16 protein-coding genes are annotated in these 18,477 nt (G+C 59.8%); 5 read left to right on the plus strand and 11 right to left on the minus strand.

Going from position 1 to position 18,477, the window contains the following annotated elements:
• Nucleotides 1–99 precede the first annotated feature (99 nt).
• Together BLS74_RS32805 and BLS74_RS32810 are read right to left on the minus strand one after the other, a co-directional pair.
• Complete coding sequence (locus BLS74_RS32805) at nucleotides 100–816, minus strand: amino acid ABC transporter permease (RefSeq protein ID WP_093112106.1); 717 nt, start codon at nucleotides 814–816, stop codon at nucleotides 100–102.
• Nucleotides 817–834: 18 nt separating this feature from the next.
• Entirely contained in the window at nucleotides 835–1,743 is a 909-nt protein-coding gene (locus tag BLS74_RS32810; RefSeq protein ID WP_093112108.1) for an amino acid ABC transporter substrate-binding protein, read from the minus strand.
• Between the two features lie 99 nt (nucleotides 1,744–1,842).
• Here BLS74_RS32810 and BLS74_RS32815 point away from each other — a divergent pair, with 99 nt between their 5' ends.
• From BLS74_RS32815 to BLS74_RS32830, 4 genes are all read left to right on the plus strand, one after another.
• Nucleotides 1,843–2,733 carry a LysR family transcriptional regulator gene (locus BLS74_RS32815; RefSeq protein WP_093112110.1) on the plus strand — a complete coding sequence of 297 codons (891 nt, stop codon included), beginning with the start codon at nucleotides 1,843–1,845 and terminating at the stop codon, nucleotides 2,731–2,733.
• Nucleotides 2,734–3,083: 350 nt separating this feature from the next.
• Nucleotides 3,084–3,620: a phosphonopyruvate decarboxylase gene (locus BLS74_RS32820; protein WP_093112112.1), complete on the plus strand. Its 537-nt coding sequence runs from the start codon at nucleotides 3,084–3,086 to the stop codon at nucleotides 3,618–3,620.
• A gap of 19 nt (nucleotides 3,621–3,639) precedes the next feature.
• On the plus strand, nucleotides 3,640–4,218 hold the full coding sequence (locus BLS74_RS32825) for a thiamine pyrophosphate-dependent enzyme (RefSeq protein WP_093112114.1): 579 nt from the start codon (nucleotides 3,640–3,642) through the stop codon (nucleotides 4,216–4,218).
• 68 nt (nucleotides 4,219–4,286) lie between these two features.
• Complete coding sequence (locus BLS74_RS32830) at nucleotides 4,287–5,768, plus strand: aldehyde dehydrogenase (RefSeq protein WP_093112116.1); 1,482 nt, start codon at nucleotides 4,287–4,289, stop codon at nucleotides 5,766–5,768.
• Nucleotides 5,769–5,941: 173 nt separating this feature from the next.
• On the opposite strand, the gene BLS74_RS32835 is transcribed toward BLS74_RS32830, so the two are convergent.
• The 8 genes from BLS74_RS32835 to BLS74_RS32870 form a co-directional block, all read right to left on the minus strand.
• Nucleotides 5,942–6,577 (minus strand): class I SAM-dependent methyltransferase, encoded by a 636-nt coding sequence (locus BLS74_RS32835; RefSeq protein ID WP_212733740.1) that lies wholly within the window; start codon nucleotides 6,575–6,577, stop codon nucleotides 5,942–5,944.
• Between the two features lie 104 nt (nucleotides 6,578–6,681).
• Nucleotides 6,682–7,647 carry a Bug family tripartite tricarboxylate transporter substrate binding protein gene (locus BLS74_RS32840; protein WP_093112120.1) on the minus strand — a complete coding sequence of 322 codons (966 nt, stop codon included), beginning with the start codon at nucleotides 7,645–7,647 and terminating at the stop codon, nucleotides 6,682–6,684.
• Nucleotides 7,648–8,336: 689 nt separating this feature from the next.
• Nucleotides 8,337–9,278, minus strand: a complete 942-nt coding sequence (locus tag BLS74_RS32845) for a LysR family transcriptional regulator (RefSeq protein ID WP_093112122.1) — start codon at nucleotides 9,276–9,278, stop codon at nucleotides 8,337–8,339.
• A gap of 255 nt (nucleotides 9,279–9,533) precedes the next feature.
• The gene (locus BLS74_RS32850) at nucleotides 9,534–9,959 is read right to left on the minus strand and encodes a PaaI family thioesterase (protein WP_093112124.1); all 426 of its coding nucleotides are present in this window, start codon (nucleotides 9,957–9,959) and stop codon (nucleotides 9,534–9,536) included.
• A complete protein-coding gene (locus BLS74_RS32855; protein ID WP_093112126.1) occupies nucleotides 9,952–11,169 on the minus strand; it encodes a CaiB/BaiF CoA transferase family protein in 1,218 nt (405 codons plus the stop codon). Before BLS74_RS32855 ends, BLS74_RS32850 begins: the two co-directional genes overlap by 8 nt.
• Nucleotides 11,170–11,171: 2 nt before the next feature.
• The gene (locus BLS74_RS32860; protein ID WP_093112128.1) at nucleotides 11,172–11,879 is read right to left on the minus strand and encodes a haloacid dehalogenase type II; all 708 of its coding nucleotides are present in this window, start codon (nucleotides 11,877–11,879) and stop codon (nucleotides 11,172–11,174) included.
• Between the two features lie 201 nt (nucleotides 11,880–12,080).
• Nucleotides 12,081–12,971 carry an alpha/beta fold hydrolase gene (locus BLS74_RS32865; RefSeq protein ID WP_093112130.1) on the minus strand — a complete coding sequence of 297 codons (891 nt, stop codon included), beginning with the start codon at nucleotides 12,969–12,971 and terminating at the stop codon, nucleotides 12,081–12,083.
• 18 nt (nucleotides 12,972–12,989) lie between these two features.
• Entirely contained in the window at nucleotides 12,990–13,703 is a 714-nt protein-coding gene (locus BLS74_RS32870; RefSeq protein WP_093112132.1) for a FadR/GntR family transcriptional regulator, read from the minus strand.
• Between the two features lie 224 nt (nucleotides 13,704–13,927).
• Here BLS74_RS32870 and BLS74_RS32875 point away from each other — a divergent pair, with 224 nt between their 5' ends.
• Nucleotides 13,928–17,092, plus strand: coding sequence for a D-2-hydroxyglutarate dehydrogenase YdiJ (locus tag BLS74_RS32875; protein WP_093112134.1), 3,165 nt, complete (start codon nucleotides 13,928–13,930; stop codon nucleotides 17,090–17,092).
• A gap of 310 nt (nucleotides 17,093–17,402) precedes the next feature.
• Here BLS74_RS32875 and BLS74_RS32880 read toward each other — a convergent pair.
• Nucleotides 17,403–18,477: LysR family transcriptional regulator (locus BLS74_RS32880; RefSeq protein WP_244504138.1), on the minus strand; the 1,075-nt coding region annotated here is incomplete at its 5' end.

Genomic DNA, 18,477 nt, shown 5'->3' on the forward strand with positions numbered 1-18,477 from the left:
GACCTCACGGCGCGAAGTCGATCGGAATTGCGACCGCATCGCGTCGTGATGTCCTCAGATGCGACGGCGTCGTTCATTAATCAGCATCTCCCTAGATGCTTAAGCCCGATGAGCGGTTCGGCGCTCGATCAATCGCGAGAACTGAACCACTACAACGTTCAGGGCGAAGTACATCAACGTCGCTGCGGTGAAGGCTTCGAAGACTTGAAACGTGTACTCCTGCATTGCTCGCGCTTGAGCGGTCAGTTCCGCCAGACCGATGGTGAGTGCGACAGATGTGTTCTTCATGATGGCCAGGCCTTCAGAGGTAAGCGTCGGAAGCATGGTCACGTATGCCCGCGGTACCAAGACGTGCCGATAGACTTGCGGAAGCGTCATGCCTAGCGCGAGCGCCGCATTCGTCTGTCCTCTCGCCTGCGCTTGGATACCAGCTCTGATCTGCTCAGCGACTCGCGACGCTGTGTAGAAGCCCAGGCCAATGAACGCCACGCAAAAGGAGGCGTAGGACAGCGTCTTGAGCCAGTTTCCGGCGCGCTCGGGCAAGAGCTCAGGAAGCACGAAGTACCAAAGGAACAACTGCAGCAACAAAGGGATGTTGCGAAAGATCTCGACGTAGGCGCGCGCGATGGCGCCGAGTGCTCGGTTCGGCACCGTGCGCAGTACGCCGATGATGGTGCCAAGCCCCAAGGCGATTCCCCAAGCTAGAACGGCCGTGCTCACCGTCATCCACGCACCGCGCAGAAGTAGCTCTGCGTAGTTCATCGCTCCGCTGAGCGTCGGCTGGAGGAAGACGCTCCAACGCCAGTCGTAGTCCATCTCGGGGCCTCGCGCGCTTTACTCGACGGTGTAGGCGGCCGGGTCCGCCGCATCGATCGGCGTTTGCCAGACTCGCAGCAGAGCCTTGCTCGGGGGGAGGTTCAGATTGATGTTGCGCGGGGGAATCGGTGACTGGAACCACTTCTGGTAGAGCTTGGCGGCTGCGCCCGATGCGTAGATTGTCTTGAGGCTGTTATCGACCAGCTTCTTGAATGCCGGATCATCGCGCCGAATCATGATTGCATAGGGCTCGGCCGACAGCGCCTGAGCCGAAATGACGTACTTGGAAGGGTCCTTGGAGTTCGCCACGACCCCGGCCAGAAGAATGTCGTCCAGGATCATCGCGTTGGCGCGTCCGGTCTCCAGCATCAGAAAGCCCTCGGCAAAGTCCTTCGCCGGCATGATGTTCATCTGCAGCTTGCGGCTGGCGTTCAGCGAGTTGGCAAGCTCCAGATTGTTTGAACCTGCATTCGCGGTCACGGTGCGCCCCTTGAGGTCGTTGACGTCGTTCAGGTTGTCTGCGCGCTTGGACGCGAAGCGCGCTGCGGCAATGAACGTCGTGGAAGAGAAGGCGACCTGCTTCTGACGCTCGACATTGTTGGTGGTGGTACCGCACTCAAGGTCGATCGTGCCATTGGCGATCAGCGGGATGCGCGTGGAGCCATTGACCTCGGCAAATTTGACGTCGAGCTTGGGGAGCTTGAGTTCCTGCTTGACCGCTTCCGCTACCTGCACACACAGGTCTATCGCATAGCCGATCGGCTTTTGCTTGTCATCTACATAGGAAAGCGGAATGCCGCTCTCACGATGGCCAATGGTGATCGATTTGGTTTCCGCCACCTTCGCAAGGGTCCCGGTAAAACCCTGCCCAGAGGCAGCAGCACATGCGGTGCAAGCAAGGAGCGCGGATAGAAACTTCGCCTTCATGGAACCTCCAACAAAAGTGTGATAACGGGGGTGCGCAAGAATGCTAGTTCAATATAAACTTAAGATGACAGCCAATAATTGAACTTAGCATCAGTATTTATGAACCTACGTCAGCTCCGCTACTTCTGCGAGATCGTCGACTCGGGCAGTGCCGCGCAAGCCGCAGCGCGCCTGTATGTCGCGCCTACCGCGGTGAGCATGCAATTGGCCCAGCTTGAATCCGAGCTCGGTGGTGAACTCTTCGATCGAGCCCGGCGCCCAATGGAGCTCACACCGCTCGGCCGTCATTTCTACCCACGCGCCAAAGAGCTGATCACCTCGGCCACTCGATTGAAGGAAGAAACGCAGGGCATCGCAGGAGGGCAACGTGGCTGGCTTGCGGTGGGCTTCACACGTTCGGCCATGTTCTCGGTTCTTCCTCGAGCCATCCGACGTTTCCGGGCAAGGCTTCCAGATGTCCAGTTGGAACTGCTGCCTATGCAGTCTGAACAGCAGGCGCCCGAACTCTTGACAGGGCGAATTCAAGTCGGTGTTTCTCGTTTCCTAGGGCCCTACGACAAGGTCGAAGGCCTTGACTATCAGCTGATAGCGCAGGACCCTTTCGTGGCCGCCATTCCACGAAATCACCCTCTCGCTCGGCGAAAGACCATCGACGCTGCTGAACTAAGCGGAACACCCTACGTGGCATATCCCAAAGTACCCCAAAGTCACTATGCCGAAGACGTGTCTGCTCTACTGCGCGCCGCGGGTGCAACACCGGTCGCGACATACCATGCAGACGAGATCCACATTGCCCTAGGAATGGTTGCCTCGGGTTTGGGGTTCTGCCTGGTGGGCCGCTCGGTATGTGAGGGAAGTCGAAGTGACGTGGCTTTCGTTCCGCTTTCCGATATCAAGGAAAAGGGCGACATCGTGGCGGTCACGAAGAGCCCGCAAACGGCGAAAGTGGTCGGGCCATTCGTCGACGCCTTGATTCTTGGCAAGGCCTGATTTCTCCGACGGGACCGGAGCCGGCAGGCTTCGCGACGGACTGCGCGCCCGCGAGCGCCCAGACCTCTCCAAGAACCCACTGCGAGTGGTCGTGGGCCTTGCAGCAGCTCCTGCAGCAGCTCCGCCTCCAGCTGCTCTTTCCCAACCACTATTTACGCCCTCAATATCACCAGACAAACATTCCATTTCTCAGATCAGGCGCGTTTCCTTCTAATGCGAAACATGAGTTCTGAGGCGCCAGAAACGAAACCTTCGGTGCTTCCGAAACGATCTTGGCTTCGAGTTAAGCAATCAGTGCGCGCCCATCGCGGGGCCCGTTCTTCCATCGAAATCGACATCGGCGCAATCGCATGGCAACTGACGTAGACCAAACCGTTCGGCCATGGCAGAAAGACATCCACGCGGCCTTCAAGGCAGCCGATGTTCGGCATATTTCTTATGTGCCTGATGGTGGGCATCGAGGCCTGATCAACCTGTGCGCGCAGGACCCCGAAATCGGGACCACTGTCCTCGTAACGGAAGAGGAAGGCGTCGCACTCTCAACCGGGCTGTGGCTCGGCCAGACAAAAAGCGCTCTGCTTATGCAGTCGTCTGGTGTCGGCAACTGCCTCAACCTGTTCACCTTGGCCGAAAACTGCCGCATCCCACTTGTGTTGCTCGTGACCATGAGAGGCGAATTTGCCGAGTACATACCCTGGCAGATCCCGATGGGCAAGCGGGCGGGCGCAGCCCTGGAACTCATGGGCTTCGACGTGTATCGGGCGGAAGCTGCTGACAGCGTCGGCGAGATCTGCGCGGGTGCAATAGACCAGGCCTTTTTCTCGAAGCGCTGCGTTGCGGTGCTTCTTTCGCAGCGACTTATCGGTCGCAAGAACTGGGCGAAATAGCACCCCTGTCTATACCAAGATGAAACAACAGCTACTTGAACGACGCGCTGCAGTTGCCGCCCTGCTCCAGGACAGAAAGGGCTCTCTGGTTGTTGCCGGACTTGGCTCACCCATCTATGACGTATTTGCCGCAGGCGACAACGCTCTGAACTTCTACGATTGGGGGGCGATGGGGTCTGCGGCGATGGTGGGCCTAGGCCTTGCCCTCGCGCAGCCCGATCGTCCAGTCATCGTCTTCACTGGCGATGGTGAAATGTTGATGGACCTTGGAGCCTTCTCCACGATCGCACAACACCGACCTGCGAACCTCTCGATTGTCATCCTCGACAACGAGCAATACGCCGAGACGGGCATGCAGCAGACTGCGACCGGATTCGGCACAGACCTTGCGGAAGTGGCGCGGGCGTGCGGATTGAAGGATGCAGTAACCGTAATCTCAGACGATGCGCTTCCCAGTCTGCGAAGCAAACTGACAGCACGGGCCGGCACGGTCGTTGTGGTGCTGAAGATCCTGCCTGGCGACCAGCCACGCACGGTTCCGGAACGCGATGGGGCGGTGATCGCGGAGCGCTTTATACAGGCTTTGCAAAGGGCTTGAACGAACAAGGCTGATCAAGTCGTCGTCCGCCTCGACCACTTGGCCAACGAAGACTTTGGTGGAGCACCATGAGAAGTTTTGAGAATTTGATCGCCGGAAAGCGTCTTCCGTCGATTTCTGGCAAGTGGCTGCCAAGTCTTGACCCCTACCGCAATGAAAACTGGTGCGAGGTTCCTGACAGTGATGCAGCAGACGTCGACGCTGCCGTCGCGGCGGCATCCGATGCGTTCAAGTCGGCCGCATGGGGCGACCTTACTGCGACGGCCCGTGGGACGTTACTTCGCAAGCTGGCGGATCTCATTGCGGAGAACGCTCAACAGCTCGCGGAGATCGAGGTGCGCGACAACGGCAAGTTGTTCAGCGAAATGCTGGTGCAGCTGCGCTACATCCCGCAATGGTTCTACTACTACGGTGGTCTGGCCGACAAGATCGAAGGTGGCGTCCTTCCAATCGACAAGGCCGAGCACTTCGTTTACACGACGTGGGAGCCGCTCGGAGTTGTGGCCGCAATTACAGCGTGGAACTCACCGCTGTTGCTGCTGACCTGGAAGCTCGCGCCAGGTCTCGCGGCTGGCAACACGTTCGTAATCAAACCTTCAGAGTTCTCGAGCGCCTCGACGCTTGCGTTCGTCGACTTGTTCGAAAAGGCCGGCTTTCCGCCCGGCGTGGTGAACGTGGTTTGCGGAACCGGACAGGCAGTTGGCGCGCCGTTGGTTTCGCATCCAGGCGTTGCGAAGGTCGCGTTCACTGGATCAGATGCGACCGGTCGCGCGATCAGCAGAATTGCAGCCGGCGAACTGAAACACCTAACGATGGAGCTTGGAGGCAAGTCTCCCAACATCGTCTTCGACGACGCTGACCAGGACGCGGCCGCGGCCGGTGTAGCGTCGGGGATCTTTGCTGCTGCAGGCCAGACGTGCATGGCTGGTTCGCGCCTCTTGGTGCAACGGACCATCTACGACGACTTTCTTGCGCGCGTGCGTGCCCTTGCAAGCTCGATCAAGATGGGAGATCCCATGGATCTCGAGACGCAGATGGGTCCACTGGCGAACATCGCCCAGTACAAAAAGGTTCTGAGTTGCATAGCCGACGCGAAGAGCGAAGGCTGCGTTGTTGCGCTCGGTGGCACGACTCACGAACACGCTGGCGGCGGACTGTTCGTGAATCCCACCATCTTTCGTGATGTCGACAATCAGTCCCAACTTGCGCAGCGCGAGGTGTTCGGTCCAGTACTTGCGGTCATCCCCTTTGACACGGATGAAGAAGCGCTGCAGTTGGCGAACGGAACCAACTTTGGGCTCGGCGCCGGAATCTGGACAAAGGATATGAGTCGGGTGTTCCGCTTTGCAAAGCGCCTCCAGTCCGGCACGGTCTGGGTGAACACTTACCGTGCGCTCGCCTTCATGGCGCCATTTGGCGGCGTCAAAAGCAGCGGATTGGGGCGAGAGAGCGGCCAGGAGACGATCAAGGCATACATGCAGACCAAGACTGTGTGGATCAACAACTCCACACAGCCGCCCGGCAATCCCTTCATCATGCGCCTCGGCTAGTCAGCCGTAAGCAATGGGATGCACGCCCCACCTAGAACGGCAGCGGCGCCCCAAAGTGATGACGTTAAGCAACCACTGAACTGAGAGCGGCGTACGCACGCGGCAAACACATCTTGAAGCAGGCCCCAGCAAGCGGCGTTGTGCGCCCAGCGGCTGAAGGGGACGGAGTCAGATCACGTTGGATCATGTCCTCTTGCGGCAGAAATGGCTTCTGCATCCTGTGGGCAGGATGAGGTCAGCCTAAAGAGTTGTAAGGAAAACTGCTTGCCGGATTGAAGCGTGATTGTTTTCTGCGACAGGGATGCAAAACCTGCCGCTTCTGCGCTGTGAACCAAATCTCCGGGTGGAACGAGCCGCATGATGAAGCTCAGTTCCTTCAAGCTTGCAAAAGATGAAGGGGTAACAGCATCGGCTCCCTGCTTGGGTAACTGCAGAAGGACAGCCAGAAGTCCATTAGATCGGCAAAGCCTGCTTATGTTTCTCAATGCCACAGGGACATCTACATACTCGAACACGAGGGCTGCATAGACCAGTTCCACGGCTTGGAGATCCGGCATGTCGCCTTGAATGTCGGCGCAGTGGAGTTCCAGGCCCGGAATGGTGTCGGCGTAGCGATTCTTCGCGTCGGCGATGTAGCCCGCGTTGATGTCGATTCCGACCAAGCGCGTCACTCCGGCCTCGGCAGCCTTATCAAATCCATTCCCACCGGCGCAACCGACGAGCGCCACAGCTTTCGGCGCATAACTTTTCAATAGCGCCTCGAACTCATTTGCGAGCATCTCGGCCTGCCCTACGGCTGGCGATGCCATGTGCCCCTCATAGTCCGTCAGAGGAATAGCCAGCCAAGGATTAGTCATGTCCCCTCACAGATTAACGACCACAACTCATGCGCTCGACGATAGTAAACGACTTGTCAGTCCACTGTGATCCCCATCTCCTGAACTGCCTTCTTCCATCGGCGTGTTTCTGCCTTAACGTATCCGTCAAGCGCTGAATCTGCCATCTCTGGCACTTCGGCGCCCTGTGACCGCCACGCCTCGCGCACAGACGCTTCCTTGAGCGCAATTTGCAGGTCCTGCCTGAGCTTTGCAACCACGTCTTTTGGTGTCGCTGCCGGCGCCCACCAGGCGTACCAGATCGACGCATCCATTTCAGGCCCTCCCGCCTCCTTCAAGGTCGGCGTCTGCGGAAACAAGGGGCTTCGTTTGGTTGTTGTGACCGCCAGCAGTCGAATTCTTCCGTTCTGGATCTGCTGCGCAGAGGTGCCGAGTCCATCAAACATCAGATCACATTGCCCGCTGATGAGATCGGTCATCGCCGCGGCGGTGCCGCGGTACGGGATGTGCGTCATCGTGACGCCCGTTAGTTTGCCAAACGTCGCCCCGACGATGTGTTGGGCAGTGCCGTTTCCGGAGGAACAGTAGTTCACCTTGCCAGGGTTGGCCTTGGCGTGTGCGATGAGCTCCTTCACGTCAGCGTAGGGCGCTTTCGAGGTCACGACCAAGACGTTCGGTACTCGCGCTGTCAGGGCGAGCGGAACGAAGTCTTTCTCGATGTCATAGCCTCGCTTGGGATAGAGGCCCTCAGCCATCGGTTGATGCACGCCTCCTGAAAGCAAGATGTACCCGTCCGGCGGCGACACGGCAGCGCGCTGCACACCAATCGTCCCTCCTGCCCCGCCACGGTTGTCCACGACGATGGGCTGGCCGAGGAGCTCACCCATCTTCGCGGTCAGGGGGCGGGTAAACGTATCCACGCCGCCACCGGCGCCGTAGGGGACAATGACCTGGACAGGCTTGTCCGGCCATGCCCATGCGCTTGCAGCGGCGCACGCCGCGATCACCATGGAAAGAGTTCTGATCGTTGCGATCTTCCGCATTTTGTCTCCAGCAAGTTTCGATACAAGCTTGGCCGTGGGTCCATTCATGCGCCTTCATGGCATGTAGGCGGCGGCTCGCGGCGACCGTTTGGCGCCATGAAAACCAATGGTAGGAAGACAGGACCGATCAATCCAATGGATAGTTCGTATGCCCCAATCGATCTAGAAAATAGTCATGCTTGCTAGGCAGTAAGCTCTGCGGCAGGAACGCCGGGATGTCGAATCTCCGTTTCAGCGCCGAGTCGGTTTCGACCAGCGATTCGAGAGACGTATCTCGCCTGAGCCAAGCAGAAGCTTTCGAGACGCATGGGAAGGCCTGCCCCCTCCAATACCGGTTGCGACGTGAGGCGACCTACCCTGTGTCGCTTTGGCAAAGCGGCGCCCGGCATGATCGACTCGGGTCGAGTGACGATCGGCTGGTCGCTACCGCGCCGATCGGGCTTACGGGTGGACGAATAGATATCGACGCGCAGCGGCCAGGCTCAATCGAAACTGTGATCGACACAACACCCTGCTAGGTCGCGTGGAAAGGTTACAAGCCTGGCGAGGACTTGCAGTCGATCCTGAAGCGGATCCTCGGCGATGCCAGCATCGGAAAGATCAGCGGGCCGATCCGTTCTGAACGCCGTGTGCAGCCGTACAGATCCAATCAGGTGGAGGATCCGCTTCAGGGCCAAGAGGACCGTCTGTCATGCTCTGCGCGGCGTCCCACGGCCTTGCACCGCGGCGCAAACCTCTTCCAGCTGTGTTCGCAGCCACTGATGCGATCGACTGTGCTCGTGGCGCTTATGCCAATATAGGCGCCACGCAAAACTTTCTGTCTGAAACGGCAACGGCCGTACTACAAGGTCCGCGCCGACGACCCGAAGCGCCGCACGTTCCGACATGACGGCGATGTAGTCTGTCTGCTGCAACACCTGTGGCACCAGCAACCAGTGCGGCAAGTTCAACATGATCTTGCGCTGCTGCCCTTGCTCAGCCAAGACGCTGTCCACAAAGCGCATGTCTGTCGGGCTCATCGAGACTCGCACGTGCTGACTGGCGAGAAACCGCTCAAGCGTCAGCCGGCGTCCCGCCATCGGATGGTCCTGGCGCATCAGACAAACCATCTTGTCTTCCAACAGATCCACGTAGCGGATCGTGTTGCCGTGCGTGAGATCCATACTGACCGCAACGTCAAGCTGGTCCAGTTCCAACGCTTCAACCGTCTTTTCGGGCGACATGTGAACCACGTCCAACGAAACTCCGGGTGCTGCGTGGCTCAGTCGGCCCATCAGCGCCGGCAACACCAAGGAACCCACGAGATCGGACATGCGGGCCACGAACTGGTGCTGAGACTTCTGTGCATCGAAGCTGACATCGCTCGCCATCAGTCGGCTGGTCTGTTGGAGGATCGATCTGACGCCCTCGCCGAGCTCGACGGCGCGAGGCGTTGGCTCCATGCCTCGGGACGTTCTGATGAAAAGTTCGTCCTTGAAAAGGAATCGCAGGCGTGCGAGGGCGTTGCTCATCGCTGATTGGCTGACACCTACCCTATCCGCCGCGCGCGTGACGTGGCTCTCTGCCATGAGAGCGTCGAACAACACCAAGAGATTGAGGTCGACCGCCCGGAGGTTGATTCCTGAATTCATGCTTCACCTAGTCCGGCGTGTACGAACAAATATCGCACTATTGTCTACTTGCACGGCCTGCAACGGCGCACGGCCCATCGGCCCAAGACCCCGTGTCCACGAGTACGGATTGACATAGTAGGCAGTGGCACCCGTGCATTCTGGCCTCCCAGTGCTAGGCTCAGGAAGCGCAGATCAGGTGCGCTTGGTTCGACCGGCTGCTTACATGGGGAATCGGCCGGCTTCCGGTCATAAGCAAGTGAGTGGTCAGAAAGATCACACTGTCTTGAGCCGCTTCCAGGTTGCCGTTGCAAACGCGACCAGGTCGCCAGATTCGTCGGACATCGACGATCGCAAGTACGAGATCCCCTGCCCGAGCTTAATGAGTTCGCCGCAGCAACGCACCTGGCCATGGCGGGCCGCCTTCACATACTGCGTTTTCATCTCGAGCGTCGTTCCCGGCCCCTGCACATGATTAAGCAGGTGGCCCATCGAGATGTCCATCACCGTGGCAATGATTCCCCCATGGAGGGAACCCTGCGGGTTGAACATGAAGTCCTTCAGCTCGAACGTGATCATGCACTTGCGGTCGGTGTACTCGAAGCTCAGGCCGAGGAGCTTGGCGAGAAAGAACTCACCGAACACCGGCTCGTGGCTAGTCAATGCGTTGTCGAACGCCTGTCGAGCGCCAGCTTCATCCATGGTCTTTCACCTCTTCATTGCGACGTATCACTCCGCGTGAAGACAGCTCTTCCAAGCGCTCGTCAGACAAGTTCAGGAACGTTTTCAGAATCGCTGTCGTGTGCTGCGCCAGAACCGGCGGAGGCGTGTGAACGCTGCGTGCCTTGTCATCGAAACGAAACGGGCTGACGATGTTTTTGACGACGCCCGCTGTCGGGTGTTCCATTTCGACGATCATGCCGCGCGTGGTCAGCTGCTCGGCTTCGCATACTTCCTGCACGGACCGAATATCGCCATACGGCACGCCGGCGCGCGCCAGCCGCTCTATCCAGTGCTTGCGCGGTGCTGTCGCGACAATGTCGGCAACCAGCGGGACCAGAACCTCGCGATGCGCGACGCGATCTGCTGCCTTCGCGTAGCGACTGTCGTTGGCAAGGTCGGGCCGCTCAATGACGCCGCAGAAAAGCTGCCAGAACTTGTCATTGGCCACCCCGATGTTCAACCAGCCATCGGAAGCCTTGAAGGTTTCGTAGGGAGCTATGGTCGGATGCGCGTTCCCGCGGCGCTTGGGGCTTTGCCCGGTTGTGAAATAGATGCCTGCGTTGAACGTCAGCAGCGACGCCATGCAGTCCAGCATTGCGATGTCCACGTGCCGGCCCTTGCCTGTCGTTGAGCGCTCGAGCAATGCAGCCATGATGCCCTGCGTCGCGAACTGCCCGGTGAGCAGGTCCGCGATGGAGGTGCCGACCTTCGTCGGCAGCCCCGTCGGCTCGCCGGTGATGTCCATGATTCCGGACTCACCCTGGATGATGAGGTCGTAGCCAGGGCGATTGGCGTCCGGACCGGTGCGGCCAAAGCCCGTGATCGAACAGCTGACGAGCCTTGGATTGGCCGCGCGCAATCCCTCGTACCCGAGTCCAAGGCGCTCCATGGTGCCAGGCCGAAAGTTGTCGATCATCACATCGCAACTGGCCGCCAACGCCTGTACGATCCGTACGCCTTCTGGGCTCTTCAGGTTGATGGCGCAGCTTTGCTTGTTCCGGTTGACGGAGAGGAAGTACGCGCTTTCGCCGCCGATGAATGGAGGTCCGAACGCTCGGCTGTCATCCCCGGTCGCCGGCTCTTCGATCTTGATCACCTCCGCGCCCAGATCCGCGAGCAGCATGGTGCAGAAGGGCCCCGAGACGACGCGACTCAAGTCCAGTATTCGGACTCCATCCAGCGGCTTCATGCTCAGTCCACCATCGCGTCGGCAAGGGACTTCATGTCGGGGACCCAGATGTCCGGCTGGTGGGGTGTGCGGCCGAAGGGGCGCTTGCGGCGGTCGATGAAGGCGCTGTGCATGCCTGCCGACTTGGCACCCAGGCAGTCAAACGCGTGATTGGCGACGAAGAGCACCTCGTCCAGGCGCACGCCCATGATCTCGGCGCCCTTGGTGTAGGTTGCCAGGTGCGGCTTGAAGGTACCGGCTTCGGCCACCGAAATGACGTTGTCGAACGGGACGCCGTGGTACTTCTTGGCCGTTTCCAGCATATCGGGATCGCCGTTGGACAGCACGACGATCTTGTACTTGGTCTGCAACTTCGCCAAGGCGGCCTGAACGTCAGGAAAGCACTTGAGCTTTGGGATGTTGTCGATCAGCGAATGGACTTCCTCATCGGTGTGCTCGATGCCGGCACGATCGAGGGTGTACTCGAGCGCGCGGAAGCCGATTTCGCGATAGGGTGTGTGCGCCTTGTGCAGAAGGCCGTCGATCATCGAGTTCTCGAAGTGAGTCCGCCGATACCAGGTAACCAGCGAGTTCGGATTGCCCCTCCAACCCTTTTTCTCCAAATAGGGGGTAAAGGCTTCGACGAGGCCTCCCTGCATATCGACGACCGTGCCGTACTGGTCGAACATCACAACCTTGATCTTGCCTTTCAGCTCTGCTGCCGTAGCCATATGAATCTCCTGATAAATGTCGAGCGAACTGCTCGCTCAGGAGGGAATTTAGAAGGCCTGGCGTCATCGGTCCAATGGATGATTGGTATATGACTATCTGTTTGGATGATAGTAGGACAGCTTGCAGCGAGCGCTACCCCAAAGCTCAGCAGCACACGGCCTACGCCGTAGCTCTTCAGGGTCTAGCCCGGCGCAGACGATTCAGGAATCCCCCTGCCGCTTGCAGAAACCCGGGGGGTCGCGGAGGATGGAACCGAGCAAGGCATTGAAGGTCGACGCCGCTTCGAACTGGACCCAATGTCCGGAACGGGGAATCAATGTGAATGTCTGGACATTCGGTGCAGCAGCCAACCCCTGCACGTTCGCATCCAGCTGACCTTTGTGCAATGCATCGGCCCCTCCCCAGATCCCCCATATCGGAATGGCAATTGAGGGCAGGAGCTTGCGTATGCAATCCGTCTTGAAAAGGCGCCGTTGAGGTATTCGGTCCCGTTCGACGTTTGCCGCGTGCAAGGCCACCGCTAGATCGTCGATTGTGGGTTCATAGCTCAACATGATGGCCCGCAAGTTGTGGCGATGCGCCTCGAGTCGCGAACTGCCGGGCTCCAGCGACTTCCAGGCGCGCAGCTGGAGCGTCGGCCCGCGCGCAACCGTCAACGCCGGCGCTCCAACCAGAATCAGGCGGCGCACGCGCGAGGTATGCTGCGATGCCAGGAGCGCACCGACCATCGAGCCGAACGAGAAGCACACCAGGTCGCAGGGCGCGCGTCCGAGCAACGTTTCCAGACCCAGCGCAATCCATTCGGCCTGGGCGTCCGCATCGAAACCCACAGGCGTCACGCTCGACTCGCCAAACCCCGGAAGGTCGGGCGCGAGCACCCGGTGGCCACTTTCAACGAGCTCGCGTATGTTGCGGACCCAGTGGTTCCAGCTGCCGGACCCTCCGTGGAGCAGCACGACCGGATTCGCGTGCTCGGCGCCCCAGATCCTCCAAACAACGACTCCCTCGCCGCAGGGTGTTTCCCGGCGCAACGCGCAAGATTCGATGGCCTTCGCATCTTCCCAAGTGTGAACTTCTGGTGGCAGCTGCATTAGATGCCCGATCAGGTGCTATGCGGCTTTCGAGAGCAAGGACCGGCCAGACATGCGCGTGGCTGCGGCGCGAATATGCTGCTTGATAGCCTGCTCTGCCGCGTCTGAGTCTTGTTCGGCAATGGCCCTGTAGATGGCCTCGTGCTCAAGTTGTGCGAGCTGAGACAAACCCTGGGTCGTCGCACTGCGCGAGCGCGCAGTGTCGATCGCAACTGCGAAGAACTTCTGGAGATAGTCCATGAACATGCGGTAGTGCCCATTGCCTGTCGCCTCCGCGATCGTTCGATGAAATTCAAGGTCGGCTTCGCTGCCATTGACGCCGTCTCGAACCGCACGCTCCATGCGCTCCAAACAATCCTTCAGCCGCGCCAGTTGCGCATTCGTACGACGTTGCGCGGCCAAGGCAGCCGCCGTGCCCTCGACCCCTAGACGAAGCTCAGCCAGATCGACGATTGACTGTGCGAGGTCCTCCGTATGTGCCTTCAAGCGAAAAGGCGTATGCACCGACTGCGCCAGAACGAATGTCCCCCGGCCCTGTTGCGTGTCGAGCACGCCATCGGACTTCAGCCGCGCAACCGTCTCGCGCAGGACCGTACGGCTCACGCCATAGTGTTCGCACAGTTCCGCCTCGACTGGCAACTTGCTGCCCACCGGATAGATCCCCTTCCGGATGTCGTCGGACATGAGTTCAAAAAGTCGCTCTGGTAGCGACTGGGTTGGAGAAAGTGCCATACCGCCTCAGTTTATCGGTGCCGACAGCAGGCAAAACGCGCTGTTCGGACGCAAGTGCGTGTAACCGCCCTGCCTTCACCGCGCCATCATAGTATCATAATACGTCTTATGAATTACAGCGCTGAATTCCTTCATATCGCGCCTCCGATCTCGCTCACGACTGTCGGTCTGCCGGAATTCACTCGCTGGCTGATCAACGCACGTCTAGCCAACCAGCACGAACCATGATTCCAAGGCTGAAACCGCAGGATCGTCCTGCCGCGCTCTATTCGGACTTTCTGTCAGAGCTGCGCCTGCGAGGGTTCGAAGGGGACGTGACGCAGTCGCGCGCGGACCGCACTGTCTTCGCGACAGACAACTCCATCTACCAAGTCCCTCCGCAGGCGGTCGTCTTTCCCAGGAACGAGCTCGACGTCATTCGGGTCGCGAAGCTCGCGAACGAGCCGAGGTTCAAGGAGGTCTCGTTCTCGCCCCGCGGAGGCGGAACCGGGACCAACGGCCAATCCCTGACGAGCGGGATCGCTGTGGACGTCTCGCGTCACATGAACAAGATCCTGGAAATCAATCCCGCGGAGGGATGGGCGCGTGTGCAAGCCGGGGTCGTGAAGGATCAGTTGAACGACGCGGTGCGAGAGCACGGGCTCTTCTTCGCGCCGGAGCTTTCTCCTTCGAACCGCGCAACCATAGGCGGAATGATCGCGACCGACGCCAGCGGGCAGGGGTCGGTGCTGTACGGCAAGACCCGAGATCACGTGCTCGAGCTGAAAACGGTATTGCTGGACGGAACGCCGTGGCATTCCCGGCCGCTGAGCGCCAAGGAGTTCGATGGCGTCAAGCGCCGAGAGGATCGCGTTGGCGCGATCCATCGCCTGCTGGATCGCATCCGCGTGGACGACGCAGAGTTGATCGCTGAACGCTTCCCGAAACTCAATCGATGCGTCACCGGCTATGACCTGGTGCACCTTTGCGACCATTGTGGAAACTTCAACCTGAGTTCCGTCTTGTGCGGCGCGGAGGGCAGCCTGGCCTTTGTCACCGAGGCGAAGATCAATCTCGTGCCGATCCCGCATTGCACGGCCCTCGTCAACATCCGCTACAGCAGCTTTGACGCTGCCTTGAGGGATGCCGGCACCCTCATGAAGCTCGAAGCCGCGTCGAGCGAGACGGTCGATGCGAAGGTCTTGGCGCTCGCACGCGAGGATGCCGTGTGGCTGGCGGTCAAGCAGTATTTTCCTGACGATCCCGAAGGCCCGGCCCAGGGGGTCAACCTCGTCGAGTTCCTCGCAGAGGATGAGGCTGCACTGGCCGAGAAACTCGCCCGCGTCGAAGCCGAGCTGTTATCCCCGAGCGGCGGCGCCGGGCGAAGGGGTTACACCGTTGCTCGGGGCGAGGCGGCGGCTTCGGCCATATGGTCGATGCGCAAGAAGTCCGTCGGTCTGCTCGGCAACATGCTAGGTGAGCGGCGGCCGGTACCGTTCGTCGAAGACACCGTGGTCCCGCCGGAGCGCCTCGCGGACTACATTGCCGAGTTTCGCGCCGCACTGGATCGCCGAGGCCTCGTGTATGGAATGTTTGGCCACGTCGACGCAGGATGCCTCCATGTCCGGCCGGCGCTCGACATGAAGGATCCGGACCAGGAGAAGCTGATCCGGGAGATCTCGGACGAGGTGTTTGCGCTCACGCGCAAATACCAGGGCGTGCTCTGGGGCGAGCATGGCAAAGGCTTCCGGTCCGAATACGCGCCAGAGTTCTTCGGCCCCTTGTATCCACGCCTGCAGGAGATCAAGGCAGCGTTCGACCCGCACAATCAGCTCAATCCCGGCAAGATCGCGGCGCCTCCTGGCCATTCCCTGACGCGCATCGACGATGTACCTACCCGTGGCCAGTCCGACCGTCGTATCCCGTTGACGATTCGCCATGCAAACGAGGATTCGCTTCATTGCAACGGGAACGCGGCATGCTTCAACTATGACCCCGACGACGCGATGTGCCCGTCGTGGAAGGCTACGCGCGACCGAAAGCACTCGCCGAAGGGCCGGGCTTCGTTGATGCGGGAGTGGTTGCGCCTGCTGGCCGACGCCGACGTGGATTCGTCGCGCGAAACGCAGCGGATCCGGCGACAAAGCATGTGGAAGGGATGGATCGACCTTCCTTCGCGAGCACTGAACTCCTGGACGGCACGAAGCGATCGAAGCGACTTCTCGCTCGAGGTCAAGGAGGCGATGGATGGGTGTCTCGCATGCAAGTCCTGCGTAGGGCAATGCCCCATCAAGGTCGACGTTCCAGCGTTTCGATCCAGGTTCCTCGAGGTCTACTACGGGCGCTATCTCCGTCCCGCGAAAGATCGCCTCGTGGCCTCTCTCGAGCGGTGGCTGCCCGTCGCAGCGACGATGCCTCGCGTCGTCAATGGCGTTACGCAGAGTGGCCTCGGCCGCGCGGCCTTGCGCAGGCTGGGACTTGTGGCGTTGCCGGAGCTCAGTGGGGTCGCGTTTCGCGGTGAACTGGAGCGTCGAGGCGTGAGGATGGCCTCGCCCGCCGCCTTGATGGCGCTGCCGCCCCATGACAAAAGCAACAGCCTTGTCATCGTTCAGGATGCCTTCACCTCGCACTACGACACCGCAGTCGTCCTGGATTTTTGCGAGCTCCTGAGCCAACTGGGCTTTACTCCGTGGATGGCGCCGTTCAAGCCCAACGGAAAGCCAGAGCACGTGCTCGGATTCCTGGGCAAGTTCGAGCAGACGGCGGCGTCCAATGCCGGAATGCTCAATGCGCTGGCCGCCACGGGTGTCGAGCTCGTGGGCATCGACCCCTCGATGACCCTTGCATATCGAGCGGAGTATGTGAAGGCGCTCGGAGTTGATCGCGTTCCGAGAGTTGCCTTGCCGCAGGAATGGCTGGCACAACGCATCGATCGACTTCCGCAACTGGCGCTCGATGGCACGGAGCCGTGGGGTCTCTTGGCGCACTGTACTGAGAAAACAAACGCACCCGCCGCCACGGCGGAATGGGCGAAGGTAGGCCGCCGGTTTGGTATCGACTTGAACCTCATGCCCAGCGGCTGTTGCGGCATGGCTGGGCTCTACGGACACGAACTCGCGAATCGCTCCAACTCGGAGGCGATATACAAGCTCAGTTGGGCAAACCTTATGTCCAATCCGCGCTTTGCAGGCCGAGTCGTCGCCACCGGCTATTCGTGTCGTGGTCAGGCGGATCTCATGGATGGAATCGCCCTCCTACATCCACTGCAACTACTGCTCGCACGCCTCAAAACTGAAACCCGGCCACTGAAAGAAACGCGCAAGAAGGACCTGGGTTCTGAGGTAGCAAAAACCTCCGAGGGCAGGTTCGTTCCGGATCGGTCTGCTGCTGGATCGGAGGTACCCGATTGAATAAGGCAGGTCGAACAATCATTGCAGAGGTCAACGACCGCTCTAGGCAGAATAGAGCAGCCGTTCGGCAGTCGAAGGACTGAGATAGGCCCCGTGCCGTCTAGATGTACGTCAGCTTCGCAATGCGAAGGCAGACGTTGAGGTCGGCACCGCCAGCTACCGAGTTCGGCCATGAAGCTACATTGGGTCTGGCGCCATTGCGCCGTCTATGTACGCAAAGCGGACCAGCGCGGTCGTTGCCTTCAATGACTTGAACTTTTCTACCAGCAAGGATCCGCGGCGACAAGGCGCGTCAACATTCAACCTCTTATCAACGGTGAGCCTTGCGAGGCAACTGCTTCACAGACACGGCGCCCTTTTGTTTGCCGCCATCTCGGCCTGACTGCGAGCCTTCGGGACGCGCGGCTTTCTTTTCGGTCCGCGACCACTCTTGTTGAAGATGCGCTAGAAAGCCGCGTGCGCTGGGCGTTAGCGCACGATCCTTGAGTAGCACCACGCCGATAGTTCTGCTCAATGCTGGCTGCATAAGTGGGCGCGAGACCAGATCGGCCTGCAGGGCCGCTGGAACTGCGCCTCCGGGAACGATCGCGAGCCCCACACCGGCATACACGCACTGCATAACCGTCGCGAACTGATTGACTGTCACCGCGTGTTGCAGGACCGCGCCCGACACCGATGCATGGCTATCGAGCAAGCGTCTCGTTTGCGCTTCCTTGGGCAGTGAGACGAGCGGATACAGAGTGAGCTGATCGATCGTGACGCCCGCCTTTCCAGAAAGCGGATGCCCGCGTGGCATGACCACGTGGAATGCTTCGTGGCTGAGCGAAATGGTCGAGAACTCGGTCGCAACATCGTCGATGTAGGTGAGCCCGAGGTCGGCTACGCCGCTGCGAACGTCCTCGATCACCGTACCGTGAACGCCCTCCCTGATCTGCAGTTCAATTTTCGAACGGAGAACGCGATAACTCGCGATGATGCTGGGAAGCTGGGTGTATGCAACGGACATCACAGTCGAAACGACAGCTCGACCGCGTTGCTCATCAGAGATTTCGCGCATGTTCCCAAAAGATATCTTGAGATCGGCCAAGACTCTGTTGGCGAGAGCGATGAACTCCTGCCCTGCTGCCGTAACTTCTACGCGTCGGGTGGAACGCTGGAAAAGTTCAAGACCAATGGCCTTTTCCACCCGCTGCACCGTCCGCGTCAGCGCCGGCTGAGAAACATTGAGGGTAAGGGACGCTGCATGAAGCTCCCGTACTCTGCGATCGCGCATACCGCTTGTACTGCTAAGGAGATGCTGATTAATGAACGACGCCGTCGCATCTGAGGACATCACGACGCGATGCGGTCGCAATTCCGATCGACTTCGCGCCGTGAGGTCTGCC

This window comes from Variovorax sp. CF079, assembly GCF_900101545.1.
GTDB lineage: Bacteria > Pseudomonadota > Gammaproteobacteria > Burkholderiales > Burkholderiaceae_C > Variovorax.